General features: G+C 61.5%; 16 protein-coding genes. 11 read left to right on the forward strand and 5 right to left on the reverse strand.

The features are described 5' to 3' along the window. Positions 1-159: 159 nt before the first annotated feature. The gene (locus TU80_RS27660) at positions 160-1,701 is read right to left on the reverse strand and encodes a phosphoenolpyruvate carboxykinase (RefSeq protein ID WP_017848568.1); all 1,542 of its coding nucleotides are present in this window, start codon (positions 1,699-1,701) and stop codon (positions 160-162) included. Positions 1,702-1,880: 179 nt separating this feature from the next. After that, positions 1,881-2,783, reverse strand: coding sequence for an Hsp33 family molecular chaperone HslO (gene hslO, locus TU80_RS27665; protein WP_057005852.1), 903 nt, complete (start codon positions 2,781-2,783; stop codon positions 1,881-1,883). A 126-nt stretch (positions 2,784-2,909) separates the two neighbouring features. On the opposite strand from hslO, the gene TU80_RS27670 reads away from it, so the two are divergent. Further along, positions 2,910-3,713, forward strand: coding sequence for a phosphatase PAP2 family protein (locus TU80_RS27670; RefSeq protein ID WP_057005853.1), 804 nt, complete (start codon positions 2,910-2,912; stop codon positions 3,711-3,713). Between the two features lie 44 nt (positions 3,714-3,757). On the opposite strand, the gene TU80_RS27675 is transcribed toward TU80_RS27670, so the two are convergent. Continuing rightward, positions 3,758-4,165 carry an RNA-binding S4 domain-containing protein gene (locus TU80_RS27675; protein ID WP_017848571.1) on the reverse strand — a complete coding sequence of 136 codons (408 nt, stop codon included), beginning with the start codon at positions 4,163-4,165 and terminating at the stop codon, positions 3,758-3,760. A gap of 116 nt (positions 4,166-4,281) precedes the next feature. Between TU80_RS27675 and rimA the strand changes: the two genes are divergently transcribed. From rimA to rimK, 3 genes are read left to right on the forward strand one after another with little or no spacing between them, the layout of a single operon-like run. After that, entirely contained in the window at positions 4,282-5,061 is a 780-nt protein-coding gene (gene rimA / locus TU80_RS27680) for a S6 modification regulatory phosphodiesterase RimA (protein ID WP_017848572.1), read from the forward strand. A gap of 13 nt (positions 5,062-5,074) precedes the next feature. After that, the gene (gene rimB, locus TU80_RS27685) at positions 5,075-5,557 is read left to right on the forward strand and encodes a retropepsin-like aspartic endopeptidase RimB (RefSeq protein ID WP_026140222.1); all 483 of its coding nucleotides are present in this window, start codon (positions 5,075-5,077) and stop codon (positions 5,555-5,557) included. After that, positions 5,554-6,459: a 30S ribosomal protein S6--L-glutamate ligase gene (gene rimK, locus TU80_RS27690; protein ID WP_003213178.1), complete on the forward strand. Its 906-nt coding sequence runs from the start codon at positions 5,554-5,556 to the stop codon at positions 6,457-6,459. The genes rimB and rimK overlap by 4 nt, the downstream gene beginning before the upstream one ends. A gap of 97 nt (positions 6,460-6,556) precedes the next feature. Here the strand turns inward: rimK and TU80_RS27695 are convergent, their stop codons facing one another. Together TU80_RS27695 and ompR are read right to left on the reverse strand one after the other, a co-directional pair. Next, a complete protein-coding gene (locus tag TU80_RS27695) occupies positions 6,557-7,870 on the reverse strand; it encodes an ATP-binding protein (RefSeq protein ID WP_017848574.1) in 1,314 nt (437 codons plus the stop codon). Between the two features lie 117 nt (positions 7,871-7,987). Then, the gene (ompR, locus tag TU80_RS27700) at positions 7,988-8,728 is read right to left on the reverse strand and encodes an osmolarity response regulator transcription factor OmpR (RefSeq protein ID WP_003213175.1); all 741 of its coding nucleotides are present in this window, start codon (positions 8,726-8,728) and stop codon (positions 7,988-7,990) included. 357 nt (positions 8,729-9,085) lie between these two features. Here ompR and TU80_RS27705 point away from each other — a divergent pair, with 357 nt between their 5' ends. The 7 genes from TU80_RS27705 to tauD all read left to right on the forward strand — a co-directional run bounded on the left by TU80_RS27705 (position 9,086) and on the right by tauD (position 17,310). Beyond that, positions 9,086-11,410 carry a Tex family protein gene (locus TU80_RS27705; protein ID WP_046385051.1) on the forward strand — a complete coding sequence of 775 codons (2,325 nt, stop codon included), beginning with the start codon at positions 9,086-9,088 and terminating at the stop codon, positions 11,408-11,410. Next, positions 11,410-11,793 (forward strand): PaaI family thioesterase, encoded by a 384-nt coding sequence (locus TU80_RS27710; RefSeq protein ID WP_017848576.1) that lies wholly within the window; start codon positions 11,410-11,412, stop codon positions 11,791-11,793. The genes TU80_RS27705 and TU80_RS27710 overlap by 1 nt, the downstream gene beginning before the upstream one ends. A gap of 214 nt (positions 11,794-12,007) precedes the next feature. Next, positions 12,008-13,591 (forward strand): glutamate--cysteine ligase, encoded by a 1,584-nt coding sequence (gene gshA / locus TU80_RS27715; protein ID WP_046385052.1) that lies wholly within the window; start codon positions 12,008-12,010, stop codon positions 13,589-13,591. 261 nt (positions 13,592-13,852) lie between these two features. Next, positions 13,853-14,830: a taurine ABC transporter substrate-binding protein gene (gene tauA, locus TU80_RS27720; protein WP_057005854.1), complete on the forward strand. Its 978-nt coding sequence runs from the start codon at positions 13,853-13,855 to the stop codon at positions 14,828-14,830. A 16-nt stretch (positions 14,831-14,846) separates the two neighbouring features. Further along, a complete protein-coding gene (gene tauB, locus TU80_RS27725; RefSeq protein ID WP_017848579.1) occupies positions 14,847-15,626 on the forward strand; it encodes a taurine ABC transporter ATP-binding subunit in 780 nt (259 codons plus the stop codon). After that, complete coding sequence (tauC, locus tag TU80_RS27730; protein WP_057005855.1) at positions 15,623-16,459, forward strand: taurine ABC transporter permease TauC; 837 nt, start codon at positions 15,623-15,625, stop codon at positions 16,457-16,459. Before tauB ends, tauC begins: the two co-directional genes overlap by 4 nt. Before the next feature lie 14 nt (positions 16,460-16,473). Beyond that, positions 16,474-17,310: a taurine dioxygenase gene (tauD, locus tag TU80_RS27735; RefSeq protein ID WP_057005856.1), complete on the forward strand. Its 837-nt coding sequence runs from the start codon at positions 16,474-16,476 to the stop codon at positions 17,308-17,310. The last annotated feature ends 130 nt before the right edge of the window (positions 17,311-17,440 follow it).

Consider the following 17,440-nt stretch of genomic DNA (forward strand, 5'->3'; position numbering starts at 1 on the left):
GATGTTGTGGGTCAGTTCCAGTGCCCGAGCGAGACGCATAAAAAAATCCGATGCCAGTGTAGGCATCGGATTTTGATTTTTTGCGGCCAAAGGTCAAGCGAGAAGGCTTAACTGATCGGCATTACCCACAAGGGGCGGCTTTTTCACAACGACCGAATCTTACAACTTCGGACCCGCTGCCTTGATCGCATCGCTCACGTCAAACTTCTTGAAGTTCTCGATGAACAGACCCGCCAGCGCCTTCGCCGCTTCGTCGTAGGCAGCCTTGTCAGCCCAGGTGTTACGTGGGTTCAACAGGCCGGTCTCAACACCCGGTACAGCCAATGGCACGTCCAGGTTGATGGTGTCGAGGTGTTGCGTTTCAACGCCGATCAACGCGCCGCTCTGGATCGCTGCGATCACGCCGCGGGTGGTCGGGATGTTGAAGCGTTGGCCGACGCCGTAGCCGCCGCCGGTCCAGCCGGTGTTGACCAGGTAGACCTTGGAGCCGAAGCCGCGGATGCGCTTGATCAGCAGCTCGGCGTATTCACCGGCCGGGCGTGGGAAGAATGGCGCACCGAAGCAAGTCGAGAAAGTCGACTTGATGCCGCTGCCCGAACCCATTTCAGTCGAGCCCACCAGTGCGGTGTAGCCGGACAGGAAGTGGTAGGCCGCTTGTTCTTCGCTGAGGATCGACACAGGCGGCAGTACGCCGGTCAGGTCGCAGGTCAGGAAGATCACAGCGTTTGGCTCGCCGCCGAGGTTCTTCTCGGAACGCTTGGCCACGTGCTCGAGCGGGTAGGCGGCACGGCTGTTCTGGGTCAGGCTGACATCGCTGTAGTCGGCATGCTTGGCCTCGTCGATGACGACGTTTTCCAGCACCGCGCCGTGCTTGATGGCTTTCCAGATAACCGGCTCGTTCTTCTCCGACAGGTCGATGCACTTGGCATAGCAACCGCCTTCGATGTTGAACACCACGCCCTTGCCCCAGCCGTGTTCGTCGTCACCGATCAGGTAACGGCTTTCGTCGGCGGACAGGGTGGTCTTGCCGGTGCCGGACAGGCCGAAGAACAGGGTCACGTCGCCTGCTTCGCCAATGTTGGCGGCGCAGTGCATCGGCAGTACGTCGGCGGCCGGCAGCAGGAAGTTCTGCACCGAGAACATGGCTTTCTTCATTTCACCAGCGTAAAGCATGCCGGCGATCAGCACTTTTTTCTGGGCGAAGTTGAGAATCACGCAACCGTCGGAGTTGGTGCCGTCACGCTCAGGCACGCACTCGAAATTGGCCACGTTGAGCACTTGCCACTCGTCACGGCCGGCCGGGTTGTACTGGGCCGGGTTGATGAACAGGCAACGACCGAACAGGTTATGCCAGGCAGTCTGGGTGGTCATCTTCACGGCCAGGTAGTGGTCTTCGGAGGCCCCTACATGCACGTGGGAAACAAAATGTTCTTGCGCGTTGTTGAACGCCTCGACGCGAGCCCACAGGGCATCGAACTTGTCGGCCGGGAACTTGCGGTTGATCGGGCCCCAGGCAATGGCGTCCTGGGTCGAAGGCTCTTCAACGATGAAACGGTCGACTGGCGAACGGCCGGTACGGTGACCGGTTTCTACGACCAGTGCGCCAGTATCGGCAAGCACGCCTTCACCGCGCTGCAGGGCTTCTTTGACCAGATCGTCAACACTCAGATCGGTGTATACGGCGTTATTGGCTTGCGTCATGAGGTTCCCCGTCGGCCTGTGGCCGAGTGCTCCAAACGTTTTGTAGTAGAAAGTTGCGCACTACTACCGCGAAAAAAGTGGGCCGGATTATGCCAGAAAAGCCCAAAAAAAGTAGGGCCCTCCCGTCAGAACAGCGCTAATCCGGCATTTGTCAGGTGATTTACCTGTGCTTAAACGTTTTAGTGGCGGGTATCGGAGGGGGTACCGATACCGGCGCCGGCGAACAATTGGACGATATCGGCGGCGTCGAACAGGTAGCGCTGGTTGCAGAACTGGCAGTCGATTTCGATCTGACCACCGTGTTCCACCACCAGATTTTGCGCATCTTCCAGGCCGAGACTGACCAGCGCGTTCGCCGAACGCTCGCGAGAGCAACTGCAATGGAAGCGCAAACCCTGCGCGTCGAACAAGCGCACAGTCTCTTCGTGGTACAGGCGATGCAGGATGGTTTCGTTGTCCAGGGCCAGCAATTCTTCGGCGGTCAGGGTGCCAGCCAGGGCGGTGAGGTTGCGCCAGCTTTCGGCGCGTTCGTCGTCGTCCTTGATGCGGTCGGCGGGCAGCTGTTGCAGCAACAGGCCACGGGCGCGCTTGCCGTCGGCGTTGAGCCAGAAGCGCGTGCCGATCTGCTGGGACATAACGAAATAGTTGGTGAAGCAGTCCGACAGGTTTTCGCCGTCGAGGTCGACGATGCCCTGGTAACGCTGGCCGTCGGTCGGGTCGACGGTGAGCGCCAGCACGCCGTTGGGCATCAGGTCGGCCAGGGTCGCGTCCGGGGCGATCAGGTCAGCCTCATACCGGGCCAGGCCACGGATCTCACGCTCGCTGGAGCACTCGATCATCAGCAACGGGACCGGACCTTCGGACCGCGCCTGCAGGATCAGCAACCCGTCGAATTTCATGGTGCCTACCAACAGCGCCGCCGCCGCCATCAATTCACCGAGCAGTTGCGCGACCGGCTCCGGATAGGGGTGCTTGGCGAGGACTTCGGCATAGCTGCGCTCCAACGAGACCAGTTCGCCGCGGGCGTCGTTCTCGTCGAAGATGAAGCGTTGGGTGAAGTCGGTATCCGGTAAATCAGTCATAGGTCTAGGTATCTGAATTGATGACAAAATTGTTACAACGTTTATAAAATTGAACGCTTTAGCACCATTTTGGTGCGGCTCTCTCCTGGAAACAGAGAGCTTATATAGAGCAAAGAGGGACAGTTTATGAACAATCCGGGTTTGTTCCAAGCCAAGTGGAACCTCCGGCGATGGGCTTTTTGCAATCTACTCGCATTCGGGCTGCTGTGTTTTTGGCTGTGGCCCACAGGCCAGATGCTATGCGTGTTTTTCGACGAGTGGCTGTTTCACCTGTTCAATGCCCCCCTGGCGAGCAATCCGACCTGGCTGCATGTGTGGGCCGTGGCCAGCCTGCGGCCGTTTGATGCGGTGGTCGGCGTGATTCTGCTGACGCTGTTGATTCGCGGCGATTGGGTGTTCAAGGCGGCGCAGGTGCGCCAGGCGTTTCTTGGCTTCTTCGGGATTCTGCTGCTGTTGCTGTTTATCCGCATGCTGTTTTCCAAACTCGCGGCGCAGATGGGTTGGCAACACAGCAGCCCTTCGATAGTGCTCAGCGGCGCGATTCGGATGAGCGACTATTTCCCGGGGCTGGAGAAAACCTGGGAGTTGAAAGACCGTTCGAGCCAGAGTTTCCCTGGGGATCATGCTTCGGTGCTGCTGATCTGGGGAATGTTCATGACGGTATTCGCCCAGCGGCGGGGCCAGGTGCTGGTGATCTGGGGCCTGGCGTTGTTGTTCATGATGCCGCGGCTGGTGGCGGGCGCACATTGGGCGCAGGACGATTATATCGGCGGAGTGTTGCTGGCACTGCTGGCATTGGGATGGGGCTATTACACACCGTTTGCGGCAAAGGTGTCGCAGGTGTTGCTACGGCTGACCGCGCCGGTGTTCGGGTTACTCGCCAAGCTGCCGGTGATCGGGCGATTGAGCGTCATGCGCGCATCCTGCTGACGCCCCACATCTATCGATCCGCTTTGCGCTGACAATATGCGCGGTCAATCGTCATTACCGCTGCCGCGAAACTTGAACAGGTCGCGGCGCTGCTTCTTGCTCGGCTTGCCATCGGTGGTCATGCCTGTGGCGCCGGCCTTACGCATCGCCGCTGCGTTTTCGCGCTTGGCAACGCTGGCTTCGGTCTCGGCATACAGCGCCTGCGCTTCGGGTGCGCCACGGCGCACGCTGGAAAGCGCCTGGACCACGACAGTTTTTTCGTCAAATCCGATACGAATCTGCAACTCATCACCCACGCGCGGCTCTTTGCCCGGCTTGCAGCGTTCGCCGCGATGATGCACCTTGCCACTCTCGATAGCAGCCTTGGCCAAGGCACGGGTTTTATAGAAACGCGCCGCCCACAGCCATTTGTCCAAACGGATTTTTTCTTCCTCTGCCTGCTTCTGAGCCACTTGAATTCCTCGTTCTGAAAAATGTCGCAACTTTACTGTTGAAACCCTTCGACGCATAAACCCCAAGGCTCACCTAAGATACGCCAGGTAGCCCCCTGTTTTCGCGAGGATACCCTGTGACCGACTTCCCGACTTCACTCACCTCGCCCAACCAGCATTGCGTGGGCTGCCAGCAAAGCGAGCCCTTGGGTTTTGATTTTGCATTCGCCTACCAACCGATCGTAGACCTTCGCGACCATTCGGTTTTTGCCCACGAAGCCTTGGTGCGGGGTTCACAGGGCGAAGGGGCGTTGTCGGTGCTGGCCCAGGTCAACGATAGCAACCGCTACCGTTTCGACCAGCGTTGCCGTACCCAGGCAATCGCCGGCGCCGCGGCCCTGGGGATGCAAACCTGTCTTTCCATCAATTTCATGCCCAACGCGGTGTATCGACCCGAACTGTGCATTCGCAGCACCCTGGAGGCCGCCCGCACGCACAATTTTCCGCTTGACCAGCTGATTTTCGAGACGCTGGAAAGCGAACACATAGATAACCATCGCCATTTGACGAATATTCTGCGTGAATACCGCGAATTCGGCTTCAAAACTGCCATCGACGATTTCGGCGCGGGCTATTCGGGGCTGAACCTGCTGGCCGATTTCCAACCTGACTTGATCAAACTCGACATGGCGCTGATTCGCGATGTCGACCAGGATCGTGTCCGCCAGGTCATCGTCCAGGGGATTGTCACAATCTGTGAGCAGTTGGGCGTTACTGTCATCGCTGAAGGCATTGAAAGTGCCGGTGAGCGCGACTTCCTGTCCGACTGTGGAATATTTCTGATGCAGGGCTACTGGTTCGCCAAGCCCGCATTCAACGCGCTGGCCGAGGTTTCCCCTCAAGCCTGGGCGAATTGACCGGTTACCCATATTGAAGACATTTGACCATTTGACCGTTGTCGGTCTGCGTGAGTGGGTGGCACTTCCCGACTTGGGAGTGGCAGGCCTGCGCGCGAAGATCGACACCGGTGCCAGCACTTCGAGCCTGCACGCCACCGATATCGAACCCTTTGAGCGCGACGGTGAGAAATGGGTGCGCTTTACCGCACACCTGGGCAGCGTTGTGCAGTTGCGTCACCGCCGCTGCGAAGCGCCGCTGGTGGCGATGAAAACCATCAAGAGCTCCAATGGTCATGCGCAGGTGCGCTATGTGATCAGCACCACCCTGGCGCTGGGCGACCGGGTATGGCGGGTGGAATTCACCCTCGCCTGCCGCAAGGCCATGCGCTACCGCCTGCTCCTCGGTTCCAAGGCGCTGATTGACGGCCAGTTGGTGGTCAATCCCGGCGTCAAGTACGTTCAAGACAAGCCGGTGTTCCCGGTCTCCACTATTTCTGCCCCAGGTGCTGCATGAAGATTGCTGTGCTGTCGCGAAACCCGCGTCTGTATTCCACCCGCCGCCTGGTCGAGGCCGGCACCGAACGTGGCCACGAAATGGTGGTGATCGACACGTTGCGTGCCTATATGAACATTGCCAGCCATAAGCCGCAGATCCATTACCGCGGCAAACCACTGGAAGGCTTTGATGCGGTGATCCCGCGTATCGGCGCCTCGGTGACCTTTTATGGCTGCGCGGTGTTGCGCCAGTTTGAAATGATGGGCGTCTCCCCGCTGAATGAATCCGTCGCGATCGCGCGCTCGCGGGACAAGCTGCGCTCGCTGCAATTGCTGTCGCGCCGGGGTATCGGCCTGCCGGTCACCGGCTTTGCCCACTCCCCCGACGACATTCCCGACCTGATCGAAATGGTCAACGGCGCGCCGCTGGTGATCAAGGTGCTGGAAGGCACCCAGGGCATCGGCGTGGTGCTGTGCGAAACCGCCACGGCGGCGGAGTCGGTGATCGAGGCATTCATGGGCCTCAAGCAGAACATCATGGTGCAGGAATACATCAAGGAAGCCGGCGGTGCGGATATCCGCTGCTTCGTGGTCGGCGACAAGGTGATTGCCGCGATGAAACGCCAGGCCAAGCCTGGGGAATTCCGCTCCAACCTGCACCGTGGCGGCAGTGCCAGCCTGATCAAGATCACCCCCGAAGAGCGCATGACCGCGCTACGGGCGGCCAAGGTCATGGGGTTGAGCGTGGCGGGCGTGGACATCCTGCGTTCCAACCATGGCCCGCTGGTGATGGAAGTCAATTCATCACCTGGCCTGGAAGGCATCGAGACCACCACCGGCAAGGATGTGGCGGGGATCATCATTCAGCATCTGGAAAAGAGTGGCGGGCCGAACATGACCCGGACCAAGGGCAAGGGCTAGAGGAGCAGTCTTCAGCTTGAAGCTTCAGGCTGCAAGAGACGGGCAGAAGCCGTTTGCTTTTCTCTTGCAGCTCTAAACGTGCAGCTTGCCGCTGCAGCTACACCGCGTCTCGGGGCAACATCAAACCCAACGGCAAGCGCACCCGCGCTTCCAGCCCGCCGCCCTCGCGGTTGCGCAGCTCAACATTGCCGCCATGCATCGAGGCAATCCGCCGCACAATCGCCAGCCCCAAACCGGTGCCCTTGCCACCCCGAGCACGGTCGCCACGGGTGAAGGGGTTGAAGATGCCTTCCAGCTCGGCCGGGTCGATACCGGCCCCGCGATCCATCACGCTCAGCACCACATAGGGCGCAGCACTGTCACCGGAGACATACGCCGCCACTTCCACATCCGAACCGGCGTGGTGCAAGGCGTTGCCGATCAGGTTGTTCAGCAGGCGCTTCATCGAGACCCGACGCAACGCAAACGGCTGGATCGGCTCCAGGCGCATCCGCACCTGCTCGCCATTCTGGTTGTAGGGCGCTACCACCTCGCGCACCAGGTCCGTCAGGTCGACGACTTCCACCACCTCATCGCGACCATCGCGGATAAAGGCCAGGAACTGGTCGAGAATCGCGTCCATGTCCTCGATATCACGCACCATGTCGTCCGTGAGATCGGTATGGTTGCCCATCAGCTCCAGGGACAGCCGCAAACGCGTCAATGGCGTGCGCAAGTCATGGGACACGCCCGCAAGCATCAGCTCGCGCTCGCGCCCGGCCTGTTCGACGTCCTCGGCCATCTGGTTGAACGCGCTGTAGACCTCGGTCATCTCGCTGGGCGTGTCGCTGACCGGCAGGCGCACACTGCGCCCCTGTCCCAGCTGGCGGGCGGCGAACACCAGGCGTTTAAGCGGTTGATTGAGCTGGCGCACGAAAATCCACGCGGACGCCGTCGAAAGCAAGCCGATAGCCAGGAACCAGCCCAGTACATTCCAGATCTTCTGCCCTCGCAAAGGGTGCGGATACAGCGGCACCTTCAGCCAATCTTCCCCCAGGCTCGGCGCGCGCACCCACAGCGCGGGTGACACATGCATACGCAGCCGAACTTCGGTGTCGTCGCCCAGTTCCGCCTGCATCTGGCGCTGGTAAATCTCACTGTAGGGCCAATGCTGCTCGCCTTCCGGCACACCTGCACCCGCCACGCGCACCAGTGTCGCCGCCTTGGCGATTTTCTCGCGGTTCTCGGGGTCGGCCGCCCAATAGGCGCGCAAGGTCAGGGCGACACCGTGGCTGTACTGTCGATCCACCAGCACGTCTTCGTTCATCAACAGATAAACCAGCGTGAGTGCCTTGGAAAACAGAACGACGATGAGCACCAGCCAAAGGGTGCGGGAGAAGAAACTTTGCGGGAACCACAGCGGGGTTTTCATAGGAGACAGCTAGACACCTTGCAGGAACGAGCGGCGCTCGCAGAATTGCAGACGCCGGACATCCCGTCGCCCCTCATGGAGCCAAACGCCAGGATGCCCGCCCCTGCAAATCATCGGTCACTTGGTTGCAGTGCCATCCGGCACAAACACATACCCCACGCCCCACACCGTCTGGATATAACGCGGCTTGGACGGGTCCGGCTCGATCATTCGGCGCAGACGGGAAATCTGCACGTCGATGGAGCGCTCCAGAGCGTCCCATTCCCGACCACGGGCCAGGTTCATCAGTTTGTCGCGGGTCAGCGGCTGGCGCGCGTTCATCACCAGCGCCTTGAGCACGGCGAACTCGCCGGTGGTGAGCATGTGGACTTCATCGCCACGCTTGAGCTCACGGGTGGCCAATGACAGTTCGTAATCGCCGAAGGTGACGCTTTCGTCTTCACTGCCCGGTGCGCCCGGCACCGGCGCCGCCTGGCGACGCAATACGGCCTTGACCCGCGCCATCAGCTCGTCCGGGTTGAACGGCTTGGCCAGGTAATCATCAGCGCCCAGTTCGAGGCCCTTGATGCGGCTCAGCTCATCGCCCTTGGCGGTGAGCATGATGATCGGAATCTGGTTGTTCGCGCCGCGCAGGCGTTTGCAGGCGGTGAGGCCGTCTTCGCCGGGTAGCATCAGGTCGAGCACGACCAGGTTGAACACTTCGCGCCCCAACAGGCGGTCCATCTGCTCGGTGTTCGGCACCGCGCGGGCACGATAACCCTTGGAGTTGAAAAAACGCTCCAGCAGGCTGCTCAGCCCCGGATCGTCATCAACGATGAGAATTTTTTCGCCTTCAGCAGTTTGTGCAGTGCTGCTCATTGGATGCTCCTCTTATCTCGGCGCGCATTATGGCCTAGCTGCCGTTATACGCACCGTGTGCATTGTTAGCAGATTTTTCCTCTACTGCCAGCGAACCCACGCCCTACAACCTGCGGCGCAGTCCCCCCCAAGGACAGAACGCTGGTTATAATGCGGCGCCTTCGTGCAGGGCAACGTCAGATCGTTACCGTTTACTGCCGGGCTTTTTTTCACCCGCTTGTCGTGTTTTTTACGATTTCGAGGGTCAATAGGCAGCCTCTTGACCCAGGCAGCGGCGCCAGTCGGGCCGCTCAACCAGCCTCGTCGGGCCTTGTTTTCCGGGCTTGCGAGCTGCTTTTAAGAATTTCAGGTGGTTTTATGGACAGCATCAACAGCCGCATCGCCGAGGAACTCGGCGTACGCCCCCAACAGGTCGAAGCGGCCGTCGCTCTACTGGATGAGGGCTCCACGGTGCCCTTCATCGCCCGTTACCGAAAAGAAGTGACCGGCAGCCTCGACGACATTCAACTGCGGCACCTGGAAGAGCGCCTGCGCTACCTGCGAGAACTCGACGAACGGCGCATCAGCATCCTCGCCAGCATCGCGGAACAGGGCAAGCTGACCCCGCAATTGGAACGCGACATCAAACTCGCCGATACCAAGACCCGTCTCGAAGACCTCTACCTGCCGTACAAACAGAAGCGCCGCACCAAGGGCCAGATCGCCCTGGAAGCCGGCCTCGGCGACCTGGCCGACGGCCTGTTCAACGACCCATCGCTGAACCCGGATACCGAAGCCGCGCGCTTCATCAACGCTGAAAAAGGCGTCGCCGACGTCAAGGCCGCCCTCGAAGGCGCCAAATACATCCTGATGGAACGCTTCGCCGAAGACGCCAGCCTGCTGGAAAAGCTGCGCACCTACCTGAAGCAGGAAGCCATCCTCAGCGCCCGCGTGATCGCCGGCAAAGAGGAAGAAGGCGCCAAGTTCCGCGACTACTTCGAACACGACGAACCGCTCAAGAGCATGCCGTCCCACCGCGCCCTGGCGATTTTCCGCGGCCGCAACGAAGGTATTCTCAGCTCCGCGCTGAAAGTCGGCGACGAACTGCCGGGCACCATGCACCCGTGCGAAGGCATGATCGGTCAACAATTCGGCATCCAGAATCAGAACCGTCCTGCGGACAAGTGGCTCGGTGAAGTCGTGCGCTGGACCTGGAAGGTCAAGCTCTACACCCACCTGGAAACCGACCTGCTCGGCGAGTTGCGCGACGGTGCCGAAACCGAAGCGATCAACGTCTTCGCCCACAACCTGCACGACCTGCTGCTGGCCGCACCGGCCGGCCCGCGTGCCACCCTGGGCCTCGACCCAGGCCTGCGCACCGGCTGCAAGGTCGCCGTGGTCGACTCGACCGGCAAGCTGCTGGACCACGCCACCGTGTATCCGCACGTGCCCCACAACAAGTGGGACCAGACCCTCGCGATCCTCGCGGCCCTGTGCGCCAAGCACGCGGTGGACCTGATCGCCATCGGCAACGGCACCGCCAGCCGTGAAACCGACAAACTGGCCGCCGAACTGATCAAAAAATACCCAGCCATGAAGATGACCAAGGTCATGGTCTCCGAGGCGGGCGCTTCGGTGTACTCAGCGTCGGAACTGGCTTCCAAGGAATTCCCGGACCTCGACGTGTCGATCCGTGGCGCGGTGTCCATCGCCCGTCGCCTGCAAGACCCACTGGCCGAACTGGTGAAAATCGACCCGAAATCCATCGGCGTCGGCCAATACCAGCACGATGTGTCGCAGCTGAAACTGGCACGCGGCCTGGATGCGGTGGTGGAAGACTGCGTGAACGCCGTGGGCGTGGACGTGAACACCGCCTCCGTCGCGCTGCTGGCGCGGATCTCCGGCCTCAACGCGACCCTGGCGCAGAACATCGTGACCCACCGCGACGAAAACGGTGCGTTCAAGACCCGCGCCGCGCTGAAAAAAGTCGCACGCCTGGGTGAAAAAACCTTCGAACAGGCCGCCGGCTTCCTGCGTGTGATGAACGGCGACAACCCGCTGGACGCCTCGGCGGTCCACCCGGAAGCCTACCCGCTGGTGCAACGCATCGCCGCCGAGACCGACCGCGACATCCGCTCGCTGATCGGCGACGCTGCGTTCCTCAAGCGCCTGGACCCGAAGAAGTACACCGACGAGACCTTCGGCGTGCCGACCATCACCGACATCCTGCAAGAGCTGGAAAAACCCGGGCGCGACCCGCGTCCCGAGTTCAAGACCGCCGAGTTCCAGGACGGCGTCGAAGACCTCAAGGACCTGCAACTGGGCATGATCCTCGAAGGCGTGGTGACCAACGTGACCAACTTCGGTGCCTTTGTGGACATCGGCGTGCATCAGGACGGTTTGGTGCATATCTCCGCGCTTTCGGAGAAGTTCATTAAAGACCCGCGCGAAGCGGTGAAGGCCGGTGATGTGGTCAAGGTCAAGGTCATGGAAGTCGACATCCCGCGCAAGCGCGTCGGCCTGTCGATGCGTATGAGCGACACCCCCGGCGAGAAAATCGACGGTGCCCGTGGCGCCCGCCCAGGCTCGGCGCCGCGCCAGTCGCAAAACAACGCGCCACGCAAGGAAACCGCGACCGCAGCGCCGAGCAACAACGCCATGGCCTCGCTGTTCGCCAACGCCAAACAGTTGAAGAAACGCTGATGGAGATTCCAGCCGGTTTGACCCAAAGCGCGTTCAGCGAACTGATCGGCTGCCGCCTGCAACGCCTGGAGCAGGGCGTTGCCGAGGTGGCCCTGAGCCTGGAGCCGCAACTGCGCAACCGCGCAGGCAAGCTGCATGGCGGGGCGATTTTCAGCCTGGTCGACATCACCATGGGGCTGGCCTGTTCCAGCGCCCACGGGTTCGACCAGCAGAGCGCGACCATCGAATGCAAAATCAACTACATCCGCGCGGTGGAAAACGGCGAGGTGCTGTGTACCGCGCGAGTGATTCACCCCGGGCGGCGCACGTTGGTGGTCGAAGCCGACGTGTACCAAGGTGAAAGACTTGTCGCAAAAGCGCAGGGCACCTTCGCTGTCCTATAGCTCCCCGCCCTCGATTTGAGTTAATTTCGGCGCTGCGATAACAGCGTCGGAATTTTCTTGCTGCGCTACAGCCCAATTCATGGAGTGATGTAGGCTTTTTCAAAGCGGGTCAAATCGACTCAAAACCAGGCGATCACGCCAGTTTTAACTTCACCCTTGTAGACCGTCCTGCCCACCCCCATATTGGGGCGACTGACGCGTGAAGGAATCCAACTTGAGCGAACTTCTCAACCGCCGCCTGGCCCTGCTCGGCAAGCGCGAACACCTCTCCCTGCTGGAGCATTGCTTGCACGGCATCGAGCGCGAATGCCTGCGTGTCACCCATGAAGGTCGCCTGGCGCAGACGCCGCATCCCGAAGCCCTGGGCGCCGCGCTGACCCACGAACAGATCACCACCGACTACTCGGAATCGTTGCTGGAGTTCATCACCCCAGCCCTGCCCAACCCGGCCGATACCCTGAGCAGCCTGGACAAGATCCATCGCTTTGCCTACAGCAAGCTCGGCAGCGAATACCTGTGGAGCCCCTCGATGCCGTGCCCGTTGCCGGCCGAGGAAGACATTCCGATTGCCTACTACGGCACCTCCAATATCGGACAGCTCAAGTACGTATATCGCAAGGGCCTGGCCCTGCGTTACGGCAAGACCATGCAGTGCATTGCCGGCATCCACTACAACTTTTCCCTGCCGGAAAAATTGTGGCCGCTGCTCAAGGAAAGCGAAGGCTTCGTCGGCACCGACCGCGACTATCAGTCCGACGCCTATATCGCCCTGATCCGTAACTTCCGCCGCAACAGCTGGCTGCTGATGTACCTGTTCGGTGCCTCGCCAGCGCTGGACGCAGGCTTCCTGCGCGGCCGTTCGCACCAGTTGGACGTGCTGGATGCCGACACCTTGTACCTGCCGTATGCCACCAGCCTGCGCATGAGCGACCTGGGTTACCAGAGCAACGCCCAGGCCGGCCTGACGCCGTGCTACAACGATTTGGCCAGCTACACCGACAGCCTGCGCGAAGCGGTGGCAACGCCCTACGCGCCTTATGTCGAAGTCGGCACCCACAAGGATGGAGAGTGGGTGCAGCTCAACACCAACATCCTGCAGATCGAAAACGAGTACTACTCCAACATCCGCCCCAAGCGCGTGACCTACACCGGCGAGCGGCCGATCCAGGCGCTGATGGCCCGTGGCATCCAGTACATCGAAGTGCGCTGCCTGGACATCAACCCGTTCCTGCCGATGGGCATCGACCTGCAAGAGTCGCGCTTCCTCGATGCGTTCCTGCTGTATTGCGCGATGAACGACAGCCCGCTGTTCGCCGACAACGAGTGCGGCAACGCCACCTCGAACTTCCTCAGCGTGGTCAAGGAAGGCCGGCGTCCGGGCCTGCAACTGCAGCGCAAGGGCCAGGCGGTGGACATGAAGGAATGGGCCACCGAGCTGCTGGAGCAGATCGCGCCGCTGGCGGCACTGCTCGATCAGAGCCACGGCATCGAGGAACACCGCCAGGCACTGGACGCCCAGTTGGCCAAGGTCAACGACCCGGCCCTGACGCCATCGGCCCAGGTGCTGGCCGCGATGGCCGAGCGCAAGGAAAGTTTCGCCCAGTTCTCCCTGCACCAGAGCGAGGTGCATGCCGAGTATTTCCGCAGCGAACCGTTGCCCGCCGAAGAGCAGGCGCACTTTGAAGAACTGGCACGCAAGTCGCTGGCGCAACAGGTGGAGCTGGAGCAGAACGAAGTGGGCGATTTCGATGTGTTCGTCGGCTCGTACCAGGCTAGCATCCTGGCCATCAGCAACTAAAAACCGAACTCACTCCCCCAGGGAATGAGCTTCATGTGGGAGGGGGCTTGCCCCCGATAGCGGTCCTCAGTTAACTGATCAGTGACTGAACCACCGCTATCGGGAGCAAGCCCCCTCCCACATTTGCCCTCACTGGGATGAAGAATCCCGCCCACCCTTCTCCTCATAAGCTAATTCGAAAAAGTTATTTATTTTCGTATTCTTAGATCATTTAGTCTCCTCACACGCCGACACTCGGCCGCCTGATTGAGGAGCTTCCCTTTGAAACTGCATTCCCCTCTCCGCCTCTTGGCGGCATTGTCCCTGGCCGGTGCCAGCCTGTTCGCCCAGGCGGCGGATGTGACCATCGCCTACCAGACCACCGTGGACCCGGCGAAAGTCGCCCAGGCCGACGGCGCGTATGAAAAAGCCACGAACACCAAGATCGACTGGCGCAAATTCGACAACGGTTCCGATATCATCGCCGCCATCGCGTCCGGCGATGTGCAGATCGGCTACCTCGGTTCCAGCCCGCTGACCGCCGCCATCACCCGTAAAGTGCCGGTGCAGACCTTCCTCGTCGCCACCCAGATCGGCGGTGCCGAAGCCCTGGTGGCGCGCAACGGTTCGGGGATCAATGGCCCGCAGGACCTGATCGGTAAAAAAGTCGCCGTGCCCTTCGTATCCACCGGCCACTACAGCCTGCTGGCCGCGCTGAAGCACTGGAACATCGACCCGGCGAAAGTGACCATCCTCAACCTCGCGCCGCCGGCCATCATCGCCGCCTGGAAGCGCGGCGATATCGACGCCACCTACGTATGGGACCCGGCCCTGGGCGTGGCCAAGGAAAACGGCAAGGTGCTGATCACTTCCGGCGAGCTGGCCACGTTCGGCGCGCCGACCTTCGACGCGTGGATCGTGCGTAAGGACTTCGCCGAGAAGCATCCGGAAATCGTCAGCGCTTTCGCCAAAGTCACCCTGGATGCCTACGCCGCGTACCGCAAAGACCCACAAGCCTGGCTCGCCGACAAAAGCAACGTCGACAAGCTGGTGAAACTCTCCGGGGCCAAGGCCAGCGACATCCCCGCGCTGCTGCAAGGCAACGTCTACCCGCTGGCCGCTGAGCAGGTGACCCTGCTGGGCGCGCCGACCATCAAGGCGGTAACCGACACCGCGGCATTCCTCAAGGAACAAGGCAAGGTCGAGGCGGTGCTGCCGGATTACGCCCCTTACATCAGCGCCAAGTTCATCACCCACTGATCAGGAGTTCATCGCGATGGCCTTGCTACAACTGGAGCGCATCAGCGCACGGTACCCAGGCGCCACAGAACCGGTACTGTCTGATATTTCACTCGAACTTGGGCCCCGGCAATTGCTGGTGGCCCTCGGCCCGTCCGGCAGTGGCAAGACTTCGCTGTTGAACCTGATTGCCGGTTTTGTCGAGCCCTCTGCCGGGCGCATCAGCCTCGATGGCGTGCCAGTCAAAGGCCCGAGCGCCGAACGCGGCGTGGTGTTCCAGGACGATGCCCTGCTGCCCTGGCAGGACGTGCTGGCCAATGTCGGCTTCGGCCTGGAGCTGGCTGGCGTGAGCAAGGCGCAACGCGAAGTGCGCGCCCGGGAAATGCTCGCGCTGGTGGACCTGGCCGGTTTCGACAGCCGGCGCATCTGGCAACTGTCCGGCGGCCAGAAGCAACGCGTCGGCCTGGCCCGCGCCCTGGCGGCGGACCCGCGCGTACTGCTGATGGACGAACCCTTCGGCGCCCTCGATGCATTCACCCGCGAACAGATGCAGGAGCTGCTGCTGCAAGTCTGGCGGCGCACGGCCAAGCCGGTGTTCCTGATTACCCATGACATCGAAGAAGCGGTGTTCCTTGCCACCGATCTGATCCTGCTGGCGCCCAACCCCGGTCAGATCGTCGAGCGCCTGCACCTGGATTTCGGTCAACGTTATGCGGCCGGCGAGTCTGCGCGAGCGATCAAATCCGACCCGCGCTTTATCGAAACCCGCGAACACGTGCTGGGCAAAGTGTTCTCCCAACGGCAGGTGTCCGCATGAGCAGCTACGAACTTCCCGCCACGGTCGCCAAGCCGGTGGCGCGCACCGTTATCCCGCTGCGGCGCAGCCTGAGTACGCGTTGGATCAGCCTGTTGACGCTGGTTGCCTTGCTGGTGATCTGGTGGGCGGTGACCGCCAGCGACCTGATCGAACCATTGTTCCTGCCGCCACCGTCCGCCGTGCTGCAAAAAGGCTGGTTGCTGGCGACCACGGGCTATATGGATTCCACCTTGTGGCAGCACCTCGGCGCGAGCCTCGAACGCATCGGCCTGGGCCTGGGCTTTGCGGTGCTGACCGCGGTCCCGGTGGGGATTGCCATCGGCTCGAACCGTATCGCGCGGGGCATTCTCGACCCGTTGATCGAGTTCTACCGGCCGATTCCACCCCTGGCCTACCTGCCGCTGATCGTGATCTGGTGCGGCATCGGTGAGCTGTCCAAAGTGCTGCTGATCTACCTGGCGATCTTTGCCCCGATTGCCATCGCGACCGCGACCGGCGTGCGTACCGTCGACCCGGCCAAGCTGCGTGCCGCGCAGTCGCTGGGGGCCACGCGCGCCCAGCTGATTCGCCACGTGGTCCTGCCGAGCGCGCTGCCCGACATCCTCACCGGCGTGCGTATCGGGCTGGGAGTTGGCTGGTCGACCTTGGTCGCCGCCGAGCTGATCGCCGCCACCAGCGGCCTGGGCTTCATGGTGCAGTCGGCGGCGCAGTTCCTGGTCACCGATGTCGTGGTGCTGGGGATTCTGGTGATCGCACTGATCGCCTTCGCCATGGAAATGGGCCTGCGGGCCCTGCAGCGTAAATGGGTGCCGTGGCATGGCCAGGCACACTGAGTGATGAGAACCCAATGAGCAGCCTGACCGTTACCCCATTAAGCACCGCCCTCGGCGCGCAGATCAGTGGCGTCGATATCACTCAACCGCTGAACCCCGAACAGCGCGACGCCATCGAACAGGCGTTGCTCACTCATTCGGTAGTGTTTTTCCGCGACCAGCCGCTCACGCCGCAGCAACAAGCACGCTTCGCGGCGAACTTCGGCGATCTGCACATTCATCCGATCTACCCCAACGTGCCGGAACAGCCTGAAGTGCTGATCCTCGACACCGCCGTCACCGACGTGCGCGACAACGCCGTGTGGCACACCGACGTGACCTTCCTGCCCACCCCGGCCCTCGGCGCGGTGCTGAGTGCCAAGCAACTGCCGGCGTTTGGCGGCGACACGCTGTGGGCCAGCGGGATTGCTGCGTATGCGGCCCTGTCCGAGCCGCTGAAGAGGCTGCTCGACGGGCTCACCGCCACGCACGACTTCACCAAGTCCTTCCCGCTGGAGCGCTTTGGCAGCACTGCCGAAGACCTGGCGCGCTGGGAAGAAACCCGCAAGAAGAACCCGCCGCTGTCGCACCCGGTGGTACGCACCCACCCGGTGAGTGGGCGCAAGTCGCTGTTTGTCAGCGAGGGCTTCACCACCAGAATCAACGAGCTGGAAGCGGCGGAGAGCGAGGCGATCTTGAAACTGCTGTTCGCCCACGCGACACGCCCGGAGTTCACGATTCGCTGGCGCTGGCAGGAGAATGACGTGGCGTTCTGGGATAACCGCGTCACCCAGCATTACGCGGTGGATGACTACCGGCCACAGCGGCGGGTGATGCATCGGGCGACGATTCTTGGCGATGTGCCGTTCTGAGCCGAACACGACAGTCGCCACACTGAAGACAAAATGTGGGAGGGGGCTTGCCCCCGATTGCGCTGTATCAGTCAATGCATGTACTGACTGACCCACCGCAATCGGGGGCAAGCCCCCTCCCACATTGACC

Source organism: Pseudomonas veronii, assembly GCF_001439695.1.
Classification (GTDB): domain Bacteria; phylum Pseudomonadota; class Gammaproteobacteria; order Pseudomonadales; family Pseudomonadaceae; genus Aquipseudomonas; species Aquipseudomonas veronii.

Bases quoted from the DNA above. Each gene is read 5' to 3' on its own strand.
- hslO (WP_057005852.1), bottom strand. From the start codon at position 2,783: ATGACTGATTTACCGGATACCGACTTCACCCAACGCTTCATCTTCGAC.
- TU80_RS27670 (WP_057005853.1), top strand. From the start codon at position 2,910: ATGAACAATCCGGGTTTGTTCCAAGCCAAGTGGAACCTCCGGCGATGG.
- TU80_RS27710 (WP_017848576.1), top strand. From the start codon at position 11,410: ATGGAGATTCCAGCCGGTTTGACCCAAAGCGCGTTCAGCGAACTGATC.
- TU80_RS27695 (WP_017848574.1), bottom strand. From the start codon at position 7,870: ATGAAAACCCCGCTGTGGTTCCCGCAAAGTTTCTTCTCCCGCACCCTT.
- rimK (WP_003213178.1), top strand. From the start codon at position 5,554: ATGAAGATTGCTGTGCTGTCGCGAAACCCGCGTCTGTATTCCACCCGC.
- tauC (WP_057005855.1), top strand. From the start codon at position 15,623: ATGAGCAGCTACGAACTTCCCGCCACGGTCGCCAAGCCGGTGGCGCGC.
- tauB (WP_017848579.1), top strand. From the start codon at position 14,847: ATGGCCTTGCTACAACTGGAGCGCATCAGCGCACGGTACCCAGGCGCC.
- tauD (WP_057005856.1), top strand. From the start codon at position 16,474: ATGAGCAGCCTGACCGTTACCCCATTAAGCACCGCCCTCGGCGCGCAG.
- TU80_RS27660 (WP_017848568.1), bottom strand. From the start codon at position 1,701: ATGACGCAAGCCAATAACGCCGTATACACCGATCTGAGTGTTGACGAT.
- TU80_RS27705 (WP_046385051.1), top strand. From the start codon at position 9,086: ATGGACAGCATCAACAGCCGCATCGCCGAGGAACTCGGCGTACGCCCC.
- ompR (WP_003213175.1), bottom strand. From the start codon at position 8,728: ATGAGCAGCACTGCACAAACTGCTGAAGGCGAAAAAATTCTCATCGTT.